This window comes from Candidatus Bathyarchaeia archaeon (assembly GCA_038882715.1).
In the GTDB taxonomy this organism is placed as follows: Archaea; Thermoproteota; Bathyarchaeia; order Bathyarchaeales; family DTEX01; genus DTEX01.
In genome coordinates this window covers 73,365-95,345 of the sequence record JAVZNR010000001.1, presented here as the reverse complement: position 1 = coordinate 95,345, position 21,981 = coordinate 73,365, and the positions used below count along the sequence as shown (strand labels likewise).

General features: G+C 45.1%; 19 protein-coding genes. 7 read left to right on the top strand and 12 right to left on the bottom strand.

What is annotated here, in order from left to right:
- Positions 1-119: 119 nt before the first annotated feature.
- Complete coding sequence (locus tag QXR61_00500; GenBank protein MEM3756434.1) at positions 120-2,474, top strand: ABC transporter substrate-binding protein; 2,355 nt, start codon at positions 120-122, stop codon at positions 2,472-2,474.
- 180 nt (positions 2,475-2,654) lie between these two features.
- Positions 2,655-4,709, top strand: a complete 2,055-nt coding sequence (locus QXR61_00495) for a beta-galactosidase trimerization domain-containing protein (GenBank protein ID MEM3756433.1) — start codon at positions 2,655-2,657, stop codon at positions 4,707-4,709.
- A gap of 52 nt (positions 4,710-4,761) precedes the next feature.
- Here QXR61_00495 and QXR61_00490 read toward each other — a convergent pair whose 3' ends face one another.
- The 5 genes from QXR61_00490 to QXR61_00470 form a co-directional block, all read right to left on the bottom strand.
- Positions 4,762-5,445, bottom strand: a complete 684-nt coding sequence (locus QXR61_00490) for an ABC transporter ATP-binding protein (protein MEM3756432.1) — start codon at positions 5,443-5,445, stop codon at positions 4,762-4,764.
- Complete coding sequence (locus QXR61_00485) at positions 5,438-6,700, bottom strand: FtsX-like permease family protein (GenBank protein MEM3756431.1); 1,263 nt, start codon at positions 6,698-6,700, stop codon at positions 5,438-5,440. The genes QXR61_00490 and QXR61_00485 overlap by 8 nt, the downstream gene beginning before the upstream one ends.
- 45 nt (positions 6,701-6,745) lie before the next feature.
- Positions 6,746-7,306, bottom strand: a complete 561-nt coding sequence (locus QXR61_00480; protein ID MEM3756430.1) for a hypothetical protein — start codon at positions 7,304-7,306, stop codon at positions 6,746-6,748.
- A gap of 88 nt (positions 7,307-7,394) precedes the next feature.
- The gene (locus QXR61_00475) at positions 7,395-7,967 is read right to left on the bottom strand and encodes a hypothetical protein (GenBank protein ID MEM3756429.1); all 573 of its coding nucleotides are present in this window, start codon (positions 7,965-7,967) and stop codon (positions 7,395-7,397) included.
- Positions 7,960-8,289 (bottom strand): winged helix-turn-helix domain-containing protein, encoded by a 330-nt coding sequence (locus tag QXR61_00470; GenBank protein ID MEM3756428.1) that lies wholly within the window; start codon positions 8,287-8,289, stop codon positions 7,960-7,962. Before QXR61_00470 ends, QXR61_00475 begins: the two co-directional genes overlap by 8 nt.
- Positions 8,290-8,397: 108 nt before the next feature.
- Between QXR61_00470 and QXR61_00465 the strand changes: the two genes are divergently transcribed.
- The 3 genes from QXR61_00465 to QXR61_00455 all read left to right on the top strand — a co-directional run bounded on the left by QXR61_00465 (position 8,398) and on the right by QXR61_00455 (position 11,649).
- Positions 8,398-9,624, top strand: coding sequence for a cation:proton antiporter (locus QXR61_00465; GenBank protein MEM3756427.1), 1,227 nt, complete (start codon positions 8,398-8,400; stop codon positions 9,622-9,624).
- Between the two features lie 97 nt (positions 9,625-9,721).
- Entirely contained in the window at positions 9,722-10,732 is a 1,011-nt protein-coding gene (locus tag QXR61_00460) for a Gfo/Idh/MocA family oxidoreductase (protein ID MEM3756426.1), read from the top strand.
- Between the two features lie 56 nt (positions 10,733-10,788).
- Positions 10,789-11,649, top strand: a complete 861-nt coding sequence (locus QXR61_00455; GenBank protein ID MEM3756425.1) for a sugar phosphate isomerase/epimerase family protein — start codon at positions 10,789-10,791, stop codon at positions 11,647-11,649.
- A gap of 31 nt (positions 11,650-11,680) precedes the next feature.
- Here QXR61_00455 and QXR61_00450 read toward each other — a convergent pair whose 3' ends face one another.
- The 7 genes from QXR61_00450 to QXR61_00420 form a co-directional block, all read right to left on the bottom strand.
- The gene (locus QXR61_00450; protein MEM3756424.1) at positions 11,681-12,376 is read right to left on the bottom strand and encodes a CehA/McbA family metallohydrolase; all 696 of its coding nucleotides are present in this window, start codon (positions 12,374-12,376) and stop codon (positions 11,681-11,683) included.
- Positions 12,377-12,388: 12 nt separating this feature from the next.
- Positions 12,389-13,684, bottom strand: coding sequence for a PQQ-binding-like beta-propeller repeat protein (locus tag QXR61_00445; GenBank protein MEM3756423.1), 1,296 nt, complete (start codon positions 13,682-13,684; stop codon positions 12,389-12,391).
- 83 nt (positions 13,685-13,767) lie between these two features.
- Positions 13,768-14,823, bottom strand: a complete 1,056-nt coding sequence (gene amrS / locus QXR61_00440; protein ID MEM3756422.1) for an AmmeMemoRadiSam system radical SAM enzyme — start codon at positions 14,821-14,823, stop codon at positions 13,768-13,770.
- Positions 14,824-14,853: 30 nt separating this feature from the next.
- Entirely contained in the window at positions 14,854-15,900 is a 1,047-nt protein-coding gene (locus tag QXR61_00435; protein MEM3756421.1) for a zinc-binding alcohol dehydrogenase, read from the bottom strand.
- A gap of 12 nt (positions 15,901-15,912) precedes the next feature.
- A complete protein-coding gene (locus tag QXR61_00430) occupies positions 15,913-16,191 on the bottom strand; it encodes a UPF0147 family protein (protein ID MEM3756420.1) in 279 nt (92 codons plus the stop codon).
- 95 nt (positions 16,192-16,286) lie between these two features.
- The gene (gene twy1 / locus QXR61_00425) at positions 16,287-17,243 is read right to left on the bottom strand and encodes a 4-demethylwyosine synthase TYW1 (protein ID MEM3756419.1); all 957 of its coding nucleotides are present in this window, start codon (positions 17,241-17,243) and stop codon (positions 16,287-16,289) included.
- 46 nt (positions 17,244-17,289) lie between these two features.
- The gene (locus QXR61_00420; protein MEM3756418.1) at positions 17,290-17,877 is read right to left on the bottom strand and encodes a PadR family transcriptional regulator; all 588 of its coding nucleotides are present in this window, start codon (positions 17,875-17,877) and stop codon (positions 17,290-17,292) included.
- A 135-nt stretch (positions 17,878-18,012) separates the two neighbouring features.
- Here QXR61_00420 and QXR61_00415 point away from each other — a divergent pair, with 135 nt between their 5' ends.
- Both QXR61_00415 and QXR61_00410 read left to right on the top strand, forming a co-directional pair.
- On the top strand, positions 18,013-18,768 hold the full coding sequence (locus tag QXR61_00415; GenBank protein ID MEM3756417.1) for an ABC transporter ATP-binding protein: 756 nt from the start codon (positions 18,013-18,015) through the stop codon (positions 18,766-18,768).
- Complete coding sequence (locus QXR61_00410; GenBank protein MEM3756416.1) at positions 18,765-21,977, top strand: hypothetical protein; 3,213 nt, start codon at positions 18,765-18,767, stop codon at positions 21,975-21,977. The genes QXR61_00415 and QXR61_00410 overlap by 4 nt, the downstream gene beginning before the upstream one ends.
- Positions 21,978-21,981: the final 4 nt, after the last annotated feature.

Below are 21,981 nucleotides of genomic sequence, written 5' to 3'. Positions count from 1 at the left end.
CAAGTGTAGTGAATCTATCTTTTCTTCTGCTGATATCAACAGTCCTCTCATTAATGATGAGTGTTACACCGGTTTCAGCGCAATTGCCCTTACCCCCAGGTGTTCCACGTGGAGATGTTTTGGTCGTAGAAAACCATTGGGGAACCTATATTGATCCATACGATTTCAACTTTAAGATTCCAGGTAAGCCAGCCACCGGCGGTAACGGTTTCCAGCAACTTTGTGCAGCTTTCCTCTGGTATGTTAATACAACTACTGGTACGCTTATAAATTGGTTGGGTACAGGCTTTGAGTATTCTGCAGATTTTAAGACGGTGAGGTTCTTCCTTAGAAAGGGAGCAACGTGGAATGATGGAAAACCATTCACAGCGCACGACGTGGTATTCACAATTGAAACCGCCTTAAAAACTAAAGAATGGGCCACTCACACCTTCGCTGTTACTTGGATAGAAAGCGCTAGGGCAGTAGACGATTACACTGTAGAAATAAAGCTTAAGGCGCCATATCCAAGGTTCCACTATGCTTTCACCGTGATAATATATGGTACTGGCTGGTGGATTGTGCCCAAACATATATGGGAGGGAAAAGACCCAGTAACATTTAAATTCTATCCACCGTTAAGTATAGGCCCATATAATCTGAAAGCCGTCGACCCAGCGGGCAACTGGTTCCTCTGGGAAAGAGAAGAGAATTGGTGGGCGACAAAACTTCTCGGACTTAAACCATCACCTAAATATGTGCTTTATATACACCCAGGTCCAGATGAAGTAAAAGCTCTTGCCATGGTTAGGCATGAGCTAGACTGCTTAAGAACCTTGGTGCCTGAAGCCGCTGAGATAGTTATTAAAGGAAACCCATATATTATGGGTTGGAGACGTATAGCTCCTTTCGCATGGCCACTTGATGCATGTGTTAAAGGTATAGGGTTCAACTTGCTGATGTATCCATACAATATAACAGAGGTGCGGAAAGCGCTGGTTTTCGCCATAAACTTCAGAGATGTATACGAGGCTTTCCGTGGAGTCGACGGTTCTCTTCCATCTACTACACCGCTCCCGATAGTGCCGTATCCATTCGCCATTGAAGCCTACACTAAACCATTACTACCAGAACTCATAAAGCTTGGTTTAGATCCAAATACGGGTTGGTGGAAGTACGATCCAGCTGAAGCTGAAAGGCTACTTAAATCAGTTGGATTTACAAGGGTGCCAGATGGTAAGTGGAGGCTGCCTACAGGTGAACCTTGGAAGATAGGTATAACTGCCCCCAGCGGCTTTGAGATGGAATCTTTGAGAATTGCCTTTTTAGTTGCGGATCACTGGAAGAAATTTGGCATAGATGTGGAAGTGGAACCCGTAGAGGCGGGAATATTCTCAGCTAGAGGAGCTAAAGGGGATCCGGGAGGAGCTGGCACAAGATGGCCCGGATGCACCCTACTATTGGAGCTTACACCGCATATACAAGGATGGCACTCAAAATACTATAACCCGCTTGCGCCTGGGCTTGGATGGGCCAATTATTCATTCCCAAGGAGGGCGGAATTAAACGCCATTATAGATGAGATGGAGAGAACTCCTCCCTGGGAGGAGGAGAAGGTAATAGAGCTTGGCAGAAAAGCCCTATTAATATGGGCTGAGCAGATGCCGTGGATAGGCTTCTTCCCAACACCATTCTACACCCTCCAAGACGGCTATGCATGGGATGGATGGCCAACATACCCAGAAAACTACTACATGGATCCGGTTTCATGGTGGGCTCAGCACATGTTCGTTATACTAAGGCTATACCCAACCGGAAGGGCGCCCACGAAAGACGCGTTACCAAGACCGGGATGGACGCCCGTTGAATATTCCAGCGTATGGATTGTTGGCGATGTCCCAGCATTCACTGGAGTTGACGGTTTATCTTATGGACCCTATAGCATGGGAGATTACGTGCGCATACCGAAAGAGGATGCCGAGAGATTAATAGCTCAAGGGCTGGCCAGCCACGTACCTCCAGCCTACGTTTACGTGACTGTATACGCCAAGACTAACATACCTGCCTTTACTGGCACCGATGGTAAAACATATGGTCCATTTAAAGCGGGTGACGCACTAGTTATTCCAAGAGAAGATGCTGAGAAGCTTGTTGCTGAAGGCAAAGTTACATATAGCCCACCGGTCCCAGCTGAGATACCTGAGATTGCGAAAGCGGTATCAGACCTCATAGGAAAAGTTTCAGCATTAGAGGCCACGACTTCTGCCATAAGAACCGAGCTGACTTCCGCTACATCTGACTTAAAGAGCAGCGCATCCACTATGAGCGCAAGCGTATCGGATCTAAAAGACAGCATATCAGCTTTAAGAGGCGATATATCTGCGCTTGGAAGCCAATTATCAACTATAGCGACGATAAGCTACGCTTTGATAGCGCTAGTTATATTGACCCTAGTGGTAACAGTGATCCTGCTACTAAGAAAACCTGCATCTTAGCGGATCACCATTCACCATCCTATTTTTTATTTAATTTTTTGAGTGAGATTATAAAAATAGGAAAATCTTTAATGTTCTCTGAATGGAATGTTGGTAAAAATTCGATTAGATACGCTCTTTTTCTCCTATAACCAAAAATACTTTTAGTGTTAATGCTTAAAATGTTAAGGGATGGTTGCTTTGAAGGATAGGGAATGGTTTAAGAAAGTTTATCGGCGAAATGTTGTTGATATGCATATTGCTGATTGGGATGAAAATTTTCTATCCGAGTTTAACGCGAAAAAATATGTAGAAGCTCTAACGTTAGCTAGAGTTGAATCGACAGTTGTATATGCAACATCTCATATGGGTCTCTGCTACTATCCAACAAAAATTGGAGCTATGCATAAGGGTTTAAGGGGAAGAGATATACTGGGGGAAGTTATCGATCTATGCCATGAAAATGGAATTAATGTTGTAGTTTACTATAGTTTGATATTCAATGTATGGGCTTACGACGCTCACCCTGATTGGAGAATTATAAGAGCAGATGGAAAAGAGGCTGCTGAAAATAGTCGATACGGTGTTTGTTGTCCAAACTCACCTTACCGAGACTTTGCCGTAAAGCAGGTCGAAGAGATCTGTAAGAATTATGATTTTGAGGGTATTCGTTTCGACATGACATTCTGGCCCACAGTTTGCTACTGTAAACATTGTCAGGAAAAGTATTCTGAGGAGGTGGGAGGAGAGATCCCGAGAATCGTCAATTGGCTTGACCAAAAGTGGGTAACCTTTCAAAGAAAAAGAGAAAAATGGTTGATTGACTTTGCTGCCTTAATTACTTCTACAGTAAGAAGAATAAAGCCTGAAGTTACTGTGGAGCATCAATCCTCTACGTACGATAAATCATGGTTGCTGGGCGTCACTCAAAAATTGAGTGAACAGTGCGATTTTTTGCAAGGCGATTTTTATGGCGGGCTCTTAGAAGAGAGCTTTGCCTGTAAGCTATTTCACAATTTAACGAAAAATAAACCGTGTGCATTTGAAACATCTTCTAATGTTTCTCTTACCGATCACACAACTCTGAAACCGAAGGAATTACTGGAGTTAGAAGCCTATGCAGCTATTGCAAATGGGGCTGCTTTTGTTTTTATTGACGCGATTAACCCTGATGGAACGCTGAATGAGAGTGTATACTATACCATGAGAGAAATCTTTGAGGAAATAGAGAAATACGAAAAATACTTAGGGGGTGAGCCTATTGCTGACGCAGCCATTTACTTTAGTACCGAATCCAAGTTCGACCTCGCTGATAATGGGAAAAATGTGATGGAAGCATCTCAAAAAATGCCTCACTTAGAATCTGCTTTAAATGTTGCTGAATCATTCATTAGGAATCATATTCCTTTCACTGTTATAACGAAGAAGAACTTAGGGAGTCTATCATCTTACAAGGTGCTTGTGCTTCCTAATGTTCTAATGATGGGTGAAGAAGAAGCTGAGGCGTTCAGAGAGTTTGTAAAAAATGGCGGTGTGCTTTACGCCAGCAAGCATACATCCCTTATAAGAAAAGATGGGAAAATGGGAGACTTCTTGTTATCTGACCTTCTTGGGGTCTCTTATTTAGGTGAAACAAAAGAAAGCTTCACTTACATATCCCCGATAGGAAAGGGGGAAGAAGTTCTTTTAGGTTATTCTTCAAAGTATCCTTTAAGTATATATGGCTCTCAGCTGAAGGTTGAAGCAAGAGAAGGTGCCGAGGTTTTAGGGAAAATAATTCTCCCGTATACTGACCCTGCTGATACGAAACATTTCGCCTCTATACATAGCAATCCTCCTGGTAAAATCACAAATTATCCAGCAATTATTTTAAATAATTACGGTAAAGGTAGGGCAATCTATATTACGGGAGATCTGGAAAGAGTTAAGTATCATCAGAATACCTTTATTCGGCTAATTCGTCTTCTCTATCCAAAATCATTTAGTTTCGAGAGCGACGCGCCTGGATTCGTGGAAATGACATTGTTTGATCAAAAGAACCATGGAAGATATATAATCACTCTGCTTAACTTAATAGAAGAATGCATTCCAATCAGAGGAATAAACGTTAAAATCGCTCTAAATGGCAAGAAGCCTGAAAGATTGCTGAAGCTTCCGGAGGAAAAGGAATTGAATTATAAGGAAGAAGAGGGGCGCATAGAATTTAATGCTGCCGAGTTAAAAAGATTTGCGGCTTTTGCACTGAACTATAGATAAACATTTTTCCACTTAATAGAGAATTGAGCGTAAAAATAATTCGTTGAGCAAATTATTTCTGTATATCTATTCTTCCATCTCTGATAGCGTAGATTTTCGTGCATCTTTCTGCGACTATCAGGTCATGGGTTACTATGATAAATGTTTGTCCATTCTTTTTGTTCAGATCCTTTATGAGATTCATTAATGTGAGCGCTGATTTAGAGTCTAAATCTCCGGTCGGCTCATCGGCTAAAACCATTGATGGATTATTTGCTAATGCTCTTGCTATTGCTATGCGCTGCTGTTCTCCACCGCTCAGCTCATCAGGCTTATGGTCGGCTCTCGCCTCTAAGCCAACCATCTTTAGGAGGTTAACTGCCCTTTCACGCCTCTCGTTTTTTGGGACGCCTGCTAACGCCATCGGTATTTCAACGTTTTCTAGTGCGGTTAGCGTCGGTATAAGGTTATAGAATTGAAATACGAATCCAACCTTTCTAAGTCTGTAGTCGGCTAAATCCTTCTCACCTAAAGCCGTTATGTCAACGCCGTCAACAAATATTTTTCCGCTTGTCGGCCTATCTAAGCCGCCTATAAGGTTTAGCAAAGTTGTCTTGCCAGAGCCTGAAGGCCCCATTATGCCAATTATCTCGCCGGATAACACTTGGAGATTAACGTTATTTAGGGCTGGAACATTAACCTTGCCGCGCCTATAGACTTTGCTCAAATTAATTGTTCTAACAATAGTTTTAGACATGTTTAAGCGCCTCCACAGGTCTCATTTTTGAAGCACGCCAAGCCGGATAGAGTCCGGCCAGAACCCCAACTAATGCCCCCAGAGAGAAGCATATTGCGATATTCATGGGCGTTATGGTTGGGGTAGCCAACATAACTGTTTGCATAGATCTGCCGCCTAATCCCGGATTCGCTGCGCCAGAGAACGGGTTCCTCATGCCTAATGGGGAGGTGCCAGCCACAAATAGTCCGGACGTTAACATTGGGAACGCATATGCCAGCACGCTTCCAACGGCTACGCCTACCCCACCACCTATAAATCCTATCAGAAGCGACTCAGCGAGAAAAATCTTCATTATGTCATAGCTTTTCGCCCCTATAGCTTTCAATACACCTATCTCGCGGGTTCTCTCAGTTACAGACATTATCATGGTGTTTGCCACGCCGAAGCTGCCGGCGAATAAGGCTACCAGCCCTATCGTAGCGAAGAACATTGTTAGAGTGTTTAGCATCTGGTTCGCCTGCTGGAGCACTGCTGTGGGTGTTGTAACCCTAACGCCGGGCACAGTTGACGAGATTAGGGATGCGACATCACTAACTACTGATGGATCCTCGCACTTCACAAGTATCTGAGTTACGAGGTCGCGCTCACCGGTGATATTTTGCGCATCGATTAGCGTTATGTAGGCCGCATACTCTTGGAAAACCATGCCGGTCTCAAATACGCCAACTATAGTGAAGGTTCGCTCTACACTCTCCTGACCGCCAGATAAGCTAACAGTTTGCCCTAGGGTTAGATTTAAGAGTTCCATTAAAGCTTTTCCGAAAACTATTTCTCCACTACTGTTCTCCGTGAGGGACCTGCCCTCAACAATGTTTAATCCACCGGTAACAAGATCGTATAGCGGTGGCACAATTCCATACATTGTAACCCTCCTACCGTTAATGGAGCCGCTGAACGAGAACTGCGGCGAAACAGCGTAGACCCCCGGCATCCCGCCTATCACATCTACGATTGATATATCTAATGTGCTTGGGCTCGGCAGTGTGCCGAAGAACCCTCCGCCCATACCACCCCTAAACGACGTGGAGTTAGATACTATCATATCTGCTCCGCCTAAGGCTCGAACCATCCTTCTCGCCTGAACCTCCATCCCCGAGACCAAGGACAGTAGAATAAACATCATGCTTATCCCTACAACTATGCCGGAAGCCGTAAGAGCTGTTCTCAGCTTCCGCCTCTTCAAGTTTCTAACTGCTAAACTCCATGTAAACATTCCTTATCCTCCAATCTAAATAGATAAAAATAGGGTAGGGAAGTTTTAAGTTGCTGTGCTCTTTTCGATCACTGTTACATTTATCATGGTTATCCTAGTAACCTTCTCGGCTTTAAGGTCTACTTCTATGAATGCACGGCTATATTTATCCTTAGTCAACACGAGAAGAACCTCATCAACCTCGATTGTAACCTGACCATTCTCTTGAACTATGGATTTCATGTGAACTGGTCTAATACAGCTAATATTATAGCCCTCGTTAAGGAGACTCTGTACATCCTCATCCTTGCTCGCTATGTCTAAAACCCTCTCTTTAAATTCCTCACTTAACTCTAACTCGGCTCTACGAAAATCGCCTTTAACAATCATCTTCCACCTGCCACATTCATTTCCTAGCATCCATCTCCAGTAACGCTTGAAATTCCACGTGAAATTCTGAGCATTAATGATACATGGGGGCTCGGCTGAGACTGGCGTGGCTCTGAATTCACGTATCTGGGTTATCCGCGGGTAGCCATTGTACCACGCTAAAGCACTGTATGTTGAAATGATTATGGCGCTTAATGTGACTAAGCCCAGAGCCGCCAACAGTATGCTCTTTCTCAATCTACATCACCACCTAAGATAGGAGGCTAATGCATTAAAAAGGTTTTTCAGAATTATGTCAAATTTTATTCAGCATTAATCTTGGATGCTATTTAAGGCTGAGATACAGCAGGATTATTAAAGCGGCAAATGTGAGGGCGTCCGGCAGCATAGCGAATGGGCCGAGTCCGAAGGCTCTAAAGCCGAAGAGCATGTGCATGAATGGGTTAGACGAAAGCGTATAGAAAAGCAGCACCAGCGAGAATATTATGAGGCCGGCTGAAAATTGAGCTTTAGTCTTCCGGTAAACATCTACGTATATTAGGAGCAGTATTAGTACAAGCGTAACGTTAACGGTTGAAATTATGGATTTAGCGGTGTAGAAAACCTCTATATCCGGTATAAGGATGTTCGGCGGCGGAATAATCTCCCAATCCCTAAACCTTGACAATATACTGGACTCGAATTCTTCTCGATTTATCTCGCCGCGCCGATATTTATCCGCCAACTGCTTAATCTCTATTATCTGGTTCTCTGTTAGACCCCAGCGCCTTCTAACTTGGCGCTCTGGCGAGGCCCCAGTAATATGTAGGCTGCATATAGCTGCAATGATAGCTGCCGCTAAGAGAACGATTATTATAAGCGCAACTTTTCTATCTTTACCATTCATCATTTTACTCATTTCGCTTAACCATCCTTTTTTCCTTTTTTCCAATTTTCTCCCAAATCTCCTCGAATATTGTGTAATTTTCCTCCATAAGTGTGGTTAGAAAATAGGTGACCGCATACTTCTTTCCAGCCGAAGAAATTATCTTGTTCTTCTCTAGGATCTCCAAGTGATGCCTTATAGTCCGATAGTCTACTTCAAGCAGGTTAGCCAGCTGATTAGCGTTCATGGGAGATTCCTTTAGCGCCATGATTATCCTAGCCCTCATAGCTCCGCCCCTACTTCCGGCGATAAGCCAGTTGAGCACATACTTTAATTGTTTAGCGCTATAGCTCATCCACTTATCTCCGAGCTCCAAAAATAATAAATAGCCTTACCTCAGTATAAAAAAGATAAAAGAGGTATGATCCTACTAACCAATCTTAAGAGGGGCGTTCGTAGCCCTATGGCTAATGTTGAAATGGTTTTTATGGCAGCTGGCGTAATAATATCTGTTGGCTTTCTAGCCAACTTTATCTTCAAGAAGACGGGTTTTCCAGATATTCTATTTCTAATACTCATCGGCATCATTTTTGGCTCCCTACTGAAGTTTTTCTCAGCAGCGGATCTTTTATCGGTGGCACCGATCTTTTCAGCCTTAACTTTGGCGCTAATTCTTTTTCAGGGGGGACTAAACCTAGAAGCCCGCACAGTTCTTTCGCAGAGTTTTAGGTCAGCTATGCTAGCTTTCACGCATGTCATTCTGGCCGTGGTTTTCGTTCCGCTTTTAAGCTACTTCATGATGGGGTTCGATTGGCTTGAGGGATTAATGCTTGGATCTATGACCGCCGGAACAAGCTCCGTTGTGATAATACCATTAATATTGAGGATGAGGGTGCCAGATGAGGTGAGGGCAACTCTATCCTTGGAATCAACTATTACCGACGTTCTCAACATAATCCTAGTAATGATGCTCCTAGACATATATTTCGGCGGCTTCATTAACCTTCAGGAAATAATGTCTTCATTAATTGCTAAATTCGCTGTCGGCATGTTTTTAGGAGTAATCGTTGGCGCAGCTTGGATAAAAATTCTGGATATAATTAAAGGGCAGGAGTGCACTTATATGCTCACGCTTGCGGCGCTGATACTATGTTATGCTGGGACGGAGATGCTTGGTGGAAGCGGCTCCCTATCTGCCCTAGTCTTCGGAATAACGCTTGGAAATTTCACAGCTATAAAAAATCTAGGCATAAATATAAATGCAAAATCCATACAAGCCCTTATAGAGAACATTAAGAGATTCCAAAATGAATTAACATTCCTTGTTAAGGCACTCTTCTTCGTGATTTTAGGTCTACTATATGTACCCGACATGCTCGGATTTATTTATGCTGTAGTAATTACGTCAGTGAACCTTTTGCTTCGCGACCTGGCGGTTAAAATATCAACCCGCAACACTACGCTACAAAAATACAGAAAACTTATGACTTTAATGTGTGGAACTGGATTAGCGAACGCAACATTAAGCATAGTAGTTTACAATGAGATGAGCATGCGTCAGATCGCCATAGCAAACCTATATCCTTTAATTGTAACAACTATCGTTATAGTAACCAACGTGATAACATCTTTAACACCGCTAATATTGAGGAAAGAACTGAAGAGAATCAACCTGAAAGCAGCTGCCTAATAAATTATTTACTGGGTTTTCAAAAGTTTTAGGAAATCACTAAATACCACCTAAAAGCTAATTTCTATCTGGTTTCACGTTTAAATTGGTGATCTAGATGAGCCGGGATAAAGTGCGCATATGTTTTATAGGATGTGGGCACCACTCGATGGAGAGTCTTCAGCCGGCTGCCGCGCTTATCCCACAAATCGAGTATGTAGCTGCCTGTGATTTAGTTGAGGGAAGAGCGAAAGAGGCTGTGCGGCGCTTTGGTGCTAAAAGATGGTATATAGATTACAGCGAAATGATAGATAAGGAGTCTCCGGACGGCGTGATAATTGTTGGGCCGCCACAGATGCATGAGGAATTAGGGATCGCATGTCTAAAGAAGGGCGTAAATGTGTTCATAGAGAAGCCGCCGTCCTTAACGCTGGACGGCGCGGGAAGAATTTATGAAGCGATGAAATCCTCCGGGAAAATTTGCATGGTTGGGACGCATTGGCGACACATGCCAGTCCACAGAGCTCTCAAAAAGATATCTGAGAGGGAAGATTTCGGCGATATTTTCCGCTTAGAAGCCACATACCTAGCCCCGGACACCAGAGGGGCTTGGGGGCAACCCTTCCTATGGGGATTCATGCTTAACCAAGCGATTCATCCAATGGACTGTCTCCAGTTTCTTGGGAGAAGAGTAGTTGAGGTTGAGGCGAGGGGCATAGCGGTGGAAGGGAGAAAGCTCGCGGTGTCGGCTAGCCTGCTGTTTGCCTCCGGAGCTGTAGGCTCATTTACCTTAAGCGGCTGCTCACCGATCTTCTACGAGCGGGTTGGAGTTCAGGGGACGGAAGGATGGGCTGAGGCAGAACAGTTTAAGAGACTGAGATATGCAAGTAGAAAAGGATGGATGGAGCCGACGGATCCAACCGCTATACAAACCCTGATATTCGAGCATGGAAGCCATTATAGGGGCGTCTCCCGCCCAGGCTACGTGGAGGAACTTGAGCATTTTACGCAGTGCATTCTCTCGGGGTCTCATCCACACGCGGACGCGGAAGACGCTTACTATGCGCTGAAAACCCTAGACGCCATAGTTAAAAGCGTTAATGCTGGAGGAAAAGTTCGAGTTGATTAAAACAGTTCGCAGTGTTAAGGAAAGCTTAAAAGGTTTCTGGAGGCAAATGTACTAGTATGTTTAGGAGTTTAAGTCCATACGCCATAGGCATACATAAAAGTTTACAGGAAAACATAAAGCTAGCTAAACTTGGAGACTTCCAAGGCGTCGAAGTAAATATAACAGAAGTCTCAAATCTTATTGAGGAGAGATCCCCAAGCTACGTGAAGAGAATGTTTTCTGAAGAGGGGATAAAGCCAAGCGGCTGGTGGTTACCCTTCGACTGGCGTGGCGACAAGGAAACCTTTAATAGTGGGTTAAAGGAATTGGGGCGTCTAGCCTCCTTAGCCGCTGAAATAGAATGTACGAGAGCGCTAACGTTTATTCTGCCATTTTCAGACGATAAACCGTTTGAAGACAACTTTAAATGGCACATATCTAGGCTTAAACCGATAGCTAACATTCTATATGAGAACGGATGCTCGCTTGGGCTGGAGTTTGTGGGCACGGAGTCGCTTAGAGTGGGGCGCAAATACACTTTTATATATGACTTGGATGGGCTCCTCTCCCTATGTAGGGCGCTTGAAGCCGAGAACGTGGGTATCCTACTAGATAGCTGGCATTGGTATGCGTCTAGGGGGACCATAGAAGACCTTATGAAACTTGGAGGTAAAGACATAATATATGTTCACATAAATGATGCCCCGGAGAATGTTCCGCTGGACAAGCTTGTAGATAACGTGAGATGCTTACCCGGAGAGACTGATGTAATTAATCTAGTAGGCTTCCTTAAGACATTAAGAGATCTGGGATACGAGGGACCGGTGACACCTGAACCCTTTAGCGAAAAAGTCAATAGAATGAAGCCCGAAGACGCTGTGAAAGTAACAGGCGAGGCCTTAAAAACTGTTTGGAGAAAGGCTGGGTTGCCATGTTGAGAAATTTTCACCTTCAATATTAACGTTAAATCTAAGCCTCACACCACGCGCTATTGGTGATACGGCGGGTGATGCTTGACAGTAGAAAGCTAGCCCCTATTCTCAATCTAGTGGAGAAGGGCGCTAATGAGCCGCTGTAAGTAGCCCTATTCCTCCTGATAGCTTCCTTAATTTTTCTTTCGCTTGGCTCACCGTCCAGATTCAAAATAGTGTATGCGTTACCAACATTTGATGGGCTGTGTGCATCGCTTCCGCCGACACCTGCGACGCCCAGCTTTAAAGATACGTTTAAACCTCTCTTAACAAAGTATTGAAGCGGATATAGGGAATTTAAAACTTCTACGGCGTCTGGTTTATTCCGCATCCACCTATCAAAATTGAACATCTCGATAGCTGGATGCGCTAATACAGCTAATCCATCGTTAAGCCTAACCCAATCTATGATTTCGGAATAAGACATAAATCGCTTCAATCCAACATTAGGCGGCAGCTCCTCTTCTAGACCTATGATTAAGACGTGCCCAGCATCTGTAGCAACCTCGTATCCGGGCAAAATGATTAACCTGCTACCGTAAGATTTAGCTTCAAAATAACCGTCAAGAACCCTGTGGTCAGTTATAGCCAAACCATCTAAGCCTTTGTTCTCAGCAACCTTAAGAATCTCTCTAATTGTTCCGGAACCATCTGAATAAGATGTGTGAACATGTAAATCAATTTTTAGACGCAAACTGAAACCTCATTAAACCCCACAACATGCCATGTTATGGGCATCTTCTCTCGCTGGCTTCTTCTTTACGCCAAGTAGGCAGCCTCTTGAATATCCTCCATGGTGCGGCCCTCCGAGCCATGCGTAGTCTCTGTCTAATACGACTCTGCTTTCACTTGGTTCGCTCTCCAAAGGGACAATTCGCCAGCAATTATAAAAGTTCCTGTAGGTTCTTTCTTCGGAATCTTTATACCAGCTCCCGATCACAACTTTACCTTTCGCGACTATCGGTTTACAGCAGCATGCCATCTGGTAAACTGGTTTAGAGACGTATACTATCTCTCCTGAATTATAATCTATCATGAATAGACGATTTCTATCGATTGAGAATGGCGACCCAGCGTCCTCCGGAAGGTTGTTTCTGCCAAGGATAACGAAGACGCCGTCAACGGCAGCCCCTCCAGCGTAACCCCAAGGGTCACTACATTCGGCGGAAGCGAAACCAAGGCTCTTAAAATCTAGCCTCCACATTTCTTCGCCACTAGATATACTGATGCATGTGAAAACCCCATCAGCCGTCCAAACCATCACCCTGCCATTGTGCGTTAGGGTTCTGGGCCCGCCGCTTAACGAATCCTGTTCTTCTCCCCCATAATTAACTGTGGAGAAATCCCTAACCCACAGTATTCTTCCGGATCCCCTATCTAAAACCACCAGATGCCTTCTACATACTAGAACGATGTAGCCGGACCAAATCTGCGGACATGCATAAGTGGTTGGTGGAGAGGGAAGATTAATCAAATGGACTTTTTCGCCGCCTGCATCGTAGGCGACAAGCCCATTTTCCGCCGTCGGCCGGCAGACCCATAGGACACCGGTCTCTTGATCGAATGTCGGTTCCTGACCTCCGGGCGCCTCAGGGCTCCACTCATCAACCCACAATATTTCTCCAGCAGCCTTATCCACGAGGGCTATTCCCTTCGGATACTGTACTGCTAGGCATTTGCCCCAGGCCTCAACAACGGCTTCAGCTATAAAGTCGTCTAAACCTGTATTTACCCTCCACACAACAACACCATCGTGCCTAAATTTTATCAAGTCTCCCCCGGTTGAAGCGCCGTAAAGCCCAGATCCGTCTACTAATGGAGCGCCCCAAACATGGCCCGGCATCCTAAATCTATCCAATATGGCCCCGGTTTCAGGGTCAACTTTCCAAAACTCATCCCTGAAGGTGGGGGCGAGATAAAGGTATCCGTCCACATAAACTCCGTGCTCAGCTGGCCCTACGCCCACATCTAATTTCCAAACATCTATGGCGCTCATCTTCATACTCATTGTCCTCCAAACTTCTTCTACAATACCCTAACTTATTAAACTAATTTAGAAAAACGGTGTGCGCTTATAATTGAAAGCTAGATTATTGAAAATGGAAATGTTAGTCCTGATCTATGGAATTTTCCTTTAATCGCTATTTGTTTACCGCACTTAGAGCATCTCATATCAGCCGTTAAATTCCACCTTATTATATCGAAACCGTATCTCTTTATTATTAGCTCTTGGCAGCTTGGACAATACGTGTTCTCATACTTGTGGCCGGGAACATTCCCTAAGTAAACATAGTTTAACCCCGCCTCCTTAGCCGCCTCATATGCTTTCTCAAGGGTTTTGATCTCTGTGGACGGTATGTCCGTCAGCTTGTAGTCTGGATGGAACCTCAACAGATGAAGCGGCGTATCCTCGCTCAGATTCTCTCTAATCCATGAAGCCAGCTCCCTTATTCTCTCTATAGAATCGCCTATTTTCGGCACAACGAGATTCGTCACCTCAATATGTATGTTCCTCCTTTTCATCTCCTTCAAGGCTTCGAAGATCGGCTCAACTGATGGAACCATGGAAAACTTCCTGTAGAACTCTGGGTCTCCTCCACCCTTAAAGTCGACTGTTGCAGCGTCCAAGTATGGCGCAATAGCTTCAATGGCTTCGGGGGTCATATAGCCGTTTGTGACGAACGTATTAAAGAGACCGTGCTCATGGGCTAAGACAGCTGTATCATAAGCGTACTCAAAAAAGATTGTTGGTTCAGTGTAAGTGTAGCTTATCCCGTGGCAACTATTCTCAATAGCAGCTTTAACGACATCTTCGGGTGGAAGACTCCTGCCTATAATGTCCTTCTCTTGACTTATGCTCCAATTATCGCAGAACTGGCATCTGAAATTGCATCCAACAGTTGCTATCGACATCACGAGCGCTCCGGGATGGAAATGCGACAGCGGTTTCTTGCCAATTGGGTCAACGTTGGCTGCGCAAGCCATCGCATAATTCAGCGCATAGAGTTTTCCACCCTCATTTTTCCTGACCCCACAGAATCCCATTCCGCCATCAGATATTATGCATCTGCGAGCGCAGAGGTTACACTTAACCCTGTTACCTTGGAGCAGCTCATATAGCATTGCTTCACGTCTAATCATTAAGCTAAATCCTTCCCCAAACCTTCATTTTTAACTATATTTAACGCCTAATTTAATTGTTTCCTCTGGTCTTTCATCAATTATTTTATAGGCTTCAACAACATCTTTAAAGTGCACTATTGGCGAAAGCATCCCGTCGATTCTTAAAAGCTTCCGCTTAAACAGACTTATCACGGTTTCATAAACCCTCTTTCTGTCCCATGAGGGGTAGTCCCTGTAAGGTTCGCTCTCAACCCGCGCGCCTGAAACCATTATTTGCCTATTGAAATGCCATTCTTCACCTAGGTTTAGTCCCTTTGCTTCGCCATGATACCATGAGACCGGCACTATTGTTCCGCCATACCTTGTCCCCCTGATAGCTTGATGTAGGGCTGAGTAGGATCCGCTTGTTTCTACGGATATGTCCACGCCTTTCCAGCCGGTAGCCCTCCTAATTTCTAGACCAGCGTCACGTTCCCTCGGATTTATAACTATGTTCGCTCCATACCGCTCAGCTAGCTTCCTCCTCTTCTCTATGGGTTCTACGCCTATCACCAGTATGGCTCCGGAAAGCTTAGCCATTTGAACAGCCATTAGCCCTATCGCACCAAGGCCGAAAACCGCCACAGTGTCGCCGAGCCTAACGTGTCCCTCACGGACAGCCATTAGGGCGACGGCAGCTGGGTCGATGCAGACTATCTCCTCATCGTTAAGCTCTGGTGGAGCTGAATCTATCTTCTCCTCATCAACGGTGTGCGTTTCACGGATCGGTAAGTAGCCGTAAACCCTGTCTCCCGGCTTAAATTTTTTAACTTGGCTTCCAACTTCAATCACCGTGCCTACGGTCATGTTACCGAGCCTAATTGGAAATGAGATCGCCCAACCTTTACCCTCATATTTAGGCATAAATAGCCCCGTGTCGGGGTCAAAGGCTTTCTCAGAGAAAGGCGATAAACCCCTATAGATCAGCAGGGTGGTTCCATGCTTTTCCGCCGAGAAAATGCTCTTAACCCTCACTTGGTTTGGTTTGAGGGGAGGCTCCTCGTACTCTACTAAAACAGGTTTTCCCGGCGCTACGGCTAGCAGCTCTTTCGGCAATCCTACACCACCCTAATCTTTTATTCCCTCAAGTAGGCTCATCACATTCCATAGCTTTACTCGGGTGTAAGGCGGCATGTTTGGATCCTGCAGTATCTCGTCTATTATGGATATAGCATTTGAAGCCCTAACGCCGAGCGTGTATTGAGTTGATTGAAGCATGTTCATGGCTTCCTTAGCGGTTCTCCTAATGTTTCTTGGGGTTGTGGTGTCCTCTGAAACTTGATTCAAAATCGCTAAAGCCTGCTTTATCTTCTCCTCATACTCCTGCATCTTCTTCTTACTTACCATGCAGACGCCTCCAAACCTGCTGATAGCCTCTACTAGATACTGGTAAAATATTTAAGTTGATTCGCACTCTTACGTTTTACGCTCAGCATAGAAAATTAAGCGAGAAGAACTGCGCCGCTCGGCTCATACTTACCCTTAATCTCGTATCCAGTTAAATCCGCGATGTTGTATGCGATCTCTTCCACATCCCTCATGTACGGCATGGCTTCTTTCGGCAATCTCTCGCGGCTCTGCCCAACCCATTCATACGCCTTAACCTCAATGAAATCTGGCCTACTCTTCTCAATTATCTTCGAGTAGCCCTCAATATTATGCGTGTTCCAGCCCCTAATAACCGTTAACCTTAAAACCCTACGCGTCTCTAGGCTTGGGAGAAGCTCCAGCGTCTTATTTAAACGCTCCCAAGCATCTCTAATAAGCGGTCTAGCAACTTTAATGTAAGTGTTTTTATCCGGCGCCAGCACGCTAATGTAGAGCTGAAAGGGCAGCGGATCCATTTTCTCTAGAATTTCAGGCATGGTTCCATTCGTCACTAGAAAGGTTATCATCCCCCTCTTTCTTGCTTCAAATATAAGCTCAGAGATCTTTGGGTAAAGCGTTGGCTCACCAGTTAGGCTCATAGTCATCATCGTTGGCCTTAACGCTTCTTCAAGCTTTCTCCCATCAACCCTCGGGTTTCCTCCCCAACCTGAAAGGAGATCTTTTCTCTTCTCAATTAACTCATCAATGATCTCAGAGGGCTCATCAAACTCTTCGGTTTCCAGCGGAAACTCCTTCCAAACCAGCCCCTCCCTATCGCCGGAGTGCATTCTCCAGCAGTGTAGACAGTGGCAGTTGCAGCCGAAATAGGGGGTCATTTGCATGCACCTATGGCTCTGTACTGGCGGATACCATAGCTCCTTGTAGCAGACCCTATTAGATCTAAGGCTCTCCTTAGTCCACTGACATATTTTCACGGCGCTGTGGAGATGTTTTCCAGCGAACCTGTAGCCCTGCCTGTGATAGGCTCTAATTACTTCGGGTTTAAGCGAATATGTTAGTTTCTCCTCCATCAAATAAACCTCGAGTTTTAATCAGGAATTTAATTCTAGAGGTTAATTATAATCTTTCATTCCGCAATGCGCCCTTGTTTAAATCAGTCTCTAACTCTTCTATCCTCCTATCAATGTTGGCGATTAGCCTACCTATCGCTTCATTAACCCGTTTAAGACCATCCCTAAAATCCTTTAAAAACCCTATTCTCTCCTCTACTGTTGCTTTTTCGCCTAAAAGTATGATCTTCAATGCTTGCTGCATGAGCTCTGAGGATACGCTGTAATCTCCGATGGGGTGTATCGGAGCGAGGTTCTCAAAAAGCCACCTTCTGATCGCTGAGGCTAAGCTAAAGTGCTTCTCGATAACTTCCCTGAACACTTCCTTACCCTTTTCTGTTATAGTGTAAACCTTTACCTTTCTTTTCCCATCATGCCACTCTCCTCTAATAAAACCGTTATCTTCAAGCTCTTTCAGAGATGGGTAAAGGGATCCGGCTTTAGGGGAAAGTAGGCCGAACGTGCTCTCCCTTATCTTTTTAATCATATCGTATCCATGTGTCGGGCTCCTCAACAAAGTGTATAAGATTGCCAGCTTTAGGTAACCTCTTTTCAACTGCTCCTTCATTACCTCAGGTTCTTCGCTTTTCGTCATGGTGGACACAATCCTTATATAGGCTTATTATAATCTATTCTATAAATATATTGGTTTCCGATATATTGATTTCCAATATATTTAAATTTCCGCACTGCCACTGGATTAGATAAGCGGCTGCGTTGAGTGAAAGCGATGGCCACCTCAAGAAGAGCGCTAATCGAGCTACTAGATGTTAGTAAAGAATATAGGGTTGGCGAGTTTTCTACCGTGGCCCTTAGAGGAATTACCTTTAGAGTCTATGAGGGTGATCTGGTAGCCATAATGGGGCCTTCAGGCTCAGGTAAGACGACGCTGCTTAATATGCTTGGTCTCCTAGATAGGCCAACTAAGGGAAGAATATTTTTTGAGGAGAGGGATGTCTCAAAACTTAGCGACAGGGATCTCGCTAACCTAAGGAACAGGAAAATCGGTTTCGTCTTTCAAACCTTCAATTTAATCAATAGGCTGACGGTCTTCGAAAATGTGGAGCTGCCGCTAATACCTAGAGGAATCCCTCGCAGTGTTAGGGCTGAGATGGTTAAGGAGGCCATATTTAAGGTTGGAGGGGATTTAAGCTGGCTGAGAAAGAAGCCAAACCAGCTCTCTGGCGGACAGCAGCAGAGAGTCGCTATTGCCAGAGCGATTGTCGGCAACCCGCCTATTATTCTCGCCGATGAGCCGACGGGAAACTTGGATAGGGCTTCGGCTAGAACCGTTATTGAAACCTTCCTGAACTTAAACAAGGAGGGCCATTCCATAATAGTTGTGACACATGACCCGGAAGTTGCGAACTGCACGGAGAAAATATATATTATAAGGGATGGAGCAATAGTTGGTGAGTATGAAGCTAACCAGAAGGAATCCCTCGTGGCCAAGATGCCGCATAGCGCTAAGGAGGAAAAACCATGAATTCTAAAAAACTGTTTAGCATAACGTTGACCTTGCTTATGCTAGCAGGCTTACTGTTAACGCCACCTACAATGGAAGCTTCCAGTGATCAAATCCAAGAGGAGCTATTCATAGTTATCGGCGTTACTGCGAGGTCGTCTTCTGGCTCTCTAAAGATCTATCCCGGAAGCAGAAGAGCTAGTTTAAGGATAGAAGCCATATATATCGGCGATGAGTCAGCGATCCACGTATATGGCCATTTAAGGACGGCCGAAGGCATAAATTTTAGTGCCGGAAGCGGGCCAGTGGCACAGGCTAGGGCGCTTAACGGCTCGATTGATCTGAAGGTTGAGAAGGGCGAATACATAACATTTGACTACTATCTTGATGTATCCAAGTCTCTGGAACCCGGGGTTTACGTTTTATCTCTTAACATAACGTATCGGCTGGAGACCGCTAGCGCGCTTCGGTGGGAAGTACATGAAGTGCCGTTTGAGGTTTCAGAATATCCTAGGTTAAGTCTCAGCGTGATCGATGCTTATTTAAGTCCAGCGTCCTATCCCGGTTCAGTTAACACGAATCTATACGTTTTGATGGAGAATTCCGGAGAATCAAACATAGTGTCCGCGCGCTTTAATGTGGCTCTTCCTGAAGGCTTTGTGATAAATAGCCCTAGGGCTTCTGTTGGCGCGGTTAATGTTGGCGAAAGGTTCACTATAATGTTTTCCGGCGTATCCGTCCCATTAAACGCCGAGGTCGGCGCATATAGCGCCACAATTTACGTGAACGCCGCTATGAGAACCGATGATAACGTGAATTATAATTCTACGGGTACAGTTACTGTAAAATTCAGGGTTTCGGATCCGCCTAGAGAGGATCCGATAATAATCTCATCGGTCTCAATATTATATCAGGGCTCACCAGCGCCACTACTGCCCTCAGCCAACGGCGTTACAGTTAGGGTTACGCTAGTTAATAGGCTTCCAGAGGCTGTAGGCGGGATAAGCATAGTGATACGGCCGCCGAATAACGTTAATGTGAGGGAGGTGTCAGGAACATACGCTAATGGTATGGCGCCGGGGGGATCATGCTTCATAGATATAGCAGTTGATGTTTCCCCGAGAATTAGGCCGGGGCTAATTGAGATTTCGATGGATTTATCGTATGTTAAAATAGTTTCCGGCGCATCCTACGTGGGCAGGCAGAGTCTGAGCGTTAAGGCTATTGTTGAGACCCCTCATAGCTACGTGCCCGAGGTATTGCTTATCTCAGCGTACTGGGGTTCACCGGATCCAATGCCAGTGTACAGCGGGTCTCGGTATGTGCCGTTAACGTTGCGCTTCATTAACGATGGTAGATATGATGTTGTTGGGGGAGTCGTCGAGGCGAACTCAAGCCTGTTAAGACCCATAAAGAGCTCCGAGACATTAGGACCTAGGCTTATCCCCGGGTCAAGCTCATCTGTAACGCTGTATTTTGATGTGAATGCTGATGCAGGGGAGGTTCCACTTGACGTTTCAGTAAGCTACGTGTTCGAAGAATTTGGCGTTCACTTAAACGTCACCAGAGAGTTCAGCGTATACTTACCTGTTGAGGAGTATCCGGCTTCGTCCAGCAACCTTATGGTAGTTTATTCCGGCTGGCAGGGCAACTATAATGTTTTTCCGAGAACCGATAACGCAACCTATCAAGTGACGATCGCGAATAGGGCTCCTTTCCCAGTAAGCGGCATAATCCTTCAACTGAACCTGCCGGGAAACATGTCTTCACAGGGAGGCAAGGTTGCGAAGACCTACATTGAGGGCCCGGTTAGAAGCCTAAGCACCTTCACAGCGTCGTTTACAGTATCAGTTGGGGATGTTAGGCCCGGTAAATACTGGGCAAAGCTAACCGTAGACTTCACGCTGCTATCGGGCGGCCCAGGGATGCGGTGTTATGAGGAATTCAATTTAACCATAAGCGTTAATGACGATAGCGACGCCATAGAGCTCGTCAGCGCGAGGTGGTATGAAGGCTCCGTAGGCCCGAACACTTATGGTGCGCACCTACTCATCTCAGTAAGGAACAACTATATTGATGGTATGAGGGGCGCCATACTGGAGGTAAAGTTTCCAGAAGGCTTCCTTAACGCCTTAGATAACTCGTCGCTTGCTAGGGTATCTCCGCTATCAGCCGGCTTTGTCGGGTTTTCACAGCAGATCTTCCCCCAAGATTTAGGCGCCCAGATAAGTGAATATTTAAGGACTCTTCAAGCGGGTCAAGCACAAGCGTTTAGCAGGGGCGACATATTAACTTTCATGTTAAGCGTTAACGTTCTGAATGTTAGTCTCGGCGTTCACAGCTTTGAAGGCGAAGTTTCCTACATTGATCAGTGGGGCACTAGGAGGTCGGCTAAAGTAGTTATTTCGGTGGTTGTGTTGGGCAGAGCTCATTATATAAACATCTATATGAGCGGCAGCTTAAACGTTAGGAGCAGGTTCACAAACACTTCTCTAATAATTGAGAATGTTGGGACATCGCCATTATACGATGTTTACACTATTATTTCACCATATCAGGGGACGCCGATCCTAATAGCGTCTCCCACCATTAAATATATTGGAAAAATAGATGCGGGCGGTAAAGCCGAAATCCCAATAACTTTAGTATACAATCCGATCGGCTTTATGTCGCAGGCTGGCGGAGCAACCATAATAACTTATGGTCCGGTTCCCCTGATGACATCAATGATTTACAGGGATGCGAGCGGGGCGCTGAGAAGCTTCAATAATACGATAACAGTTGTCGTTGAACCGTTCATAGATCTCTTAGTGAAAGACATTAGCGCCTCTGGAAAAGTCTCCTCGTCAACGGTCTCCGGAGTGGTGGCTAATTACGGTTCAGCTACAGCGTATAGGGTAAGGGCCACCTTCAACATAGGAAATATGAGCGGGTTCGTTTTAGTGGGCGATGTTACGCCGGGCGAAGAGATGGCTTTTAAAGTGGAAGTCCCAAGATACGGGGAGACAGGAACCTTGAGAATAGAATACTATGATGCCTTTAATGAGCAATTCTCGAAGGAGTTTTTGATTAGTGTCGAGATGCTGCCCGAAGCTCCTGTGACGCTGCCAAAAGAGGAGGGCTTAGGATTTGAGCGATGGATCGTTATCGGTGCGGTAATAGCCTTCCTAGTCTTCGCGTTCCTCCTCATCTATAGGGCTTTAAGATCCAGATCGCTTAACAAAGTGTAGTTGA

Coding starts and splice junctions, on each gene's coding strand:
- QXR61_00415 (MEM3756417.1), top strand. CDS start 18,013: ATGGCCACCTCAAGAAGAGCGCTAATCGAGCTACTAGATGTTAGTAAA.
- QXR61_00420 (MEM3756418.1), bottom strand. CDS start 17,877: ATGACGAAAAGCGAAGAACCTGAGGTAATGAAGGAGCAGTTGAAAAGA.
- QXR61_00465 (MEM3756427.1), top strand. CDS start 8,398: ATGGCTAATGTTGAAATGGTTTTTATGGCAGCTGGCGTAATAATATCT.
- QXR61_00455 (MEM3756425.1), top strand. CDS start 10,789: ATGTTTAGGAGTTTAAGTCCATACGCCATAGGCATACATAAAAGTTTA.
- QXR61_00490 (MEM3756432.1), bottom strand. CDS start 5,445: ATGTCTAAAACTATTGTTAGAACAATTAATTTGAGCAAAGTCTATAGG.
- twy1 (MEM3756419.1), bottom strand. CDS start 17,243: ATGGAGGAGAAACTAACATATTCGCTTAAACCCGAAGTAATTAGAGCC.
- QXR61_00430 (MEM3756420.1), bottom strand. CDS start 16,191: ATGGTAAGTAAGAAGAAGATGCAGGAGTATGAGGAGAAGATAAAGCAG.
- QXR61_00460 (MEM3756426.1), top strand. CDS start 9,722: ATGAGCCGGGATAAAGTGCGCATATGTTTTATAGGATGTGGGCACCAC.
- QXR61_00475 (MEM3756429.1), bottom strand. CDS start 7,967: ATGAGTAAAATGATGAATGGTAAAGATAGAAAAGTTGCGCTTATAATA.
- amrS (MEM3756422.1), bottom strand. CDS start 14,823: ATGATTAGACGTGAAGCAATGCTATATGAGCTGCTCCAAGGTAACAGG.
- QXR61_00470 (MEM3756428.1), bottom strand. CDS start 8,289: ATGAGCTATAGCGCTAAACAATTAAAGTATGTGCTCAACTGGCTTATC.
- QXR61_00445 (MEM3756423.1), bottom strand. CDS start 13,684: ATGAAGATGAGCGCCATAGATGTTTGGAAATTAGATGTGGGCGTAGGG.
- QXR61_00485 (MEM3756431.1), bottom strand. CDS start 6,700: ATGTTTACATGGAGTTTAGCAGTTAGAAACTTGAAGAGGCGGAAGCTG.
- QXR61_00410 (MEM3756416.1), top strand. CDS start 18,765: ATGAATTCTAAAAAACTGTTTAGCATAACGTTGACCTTGCTTATGCTA.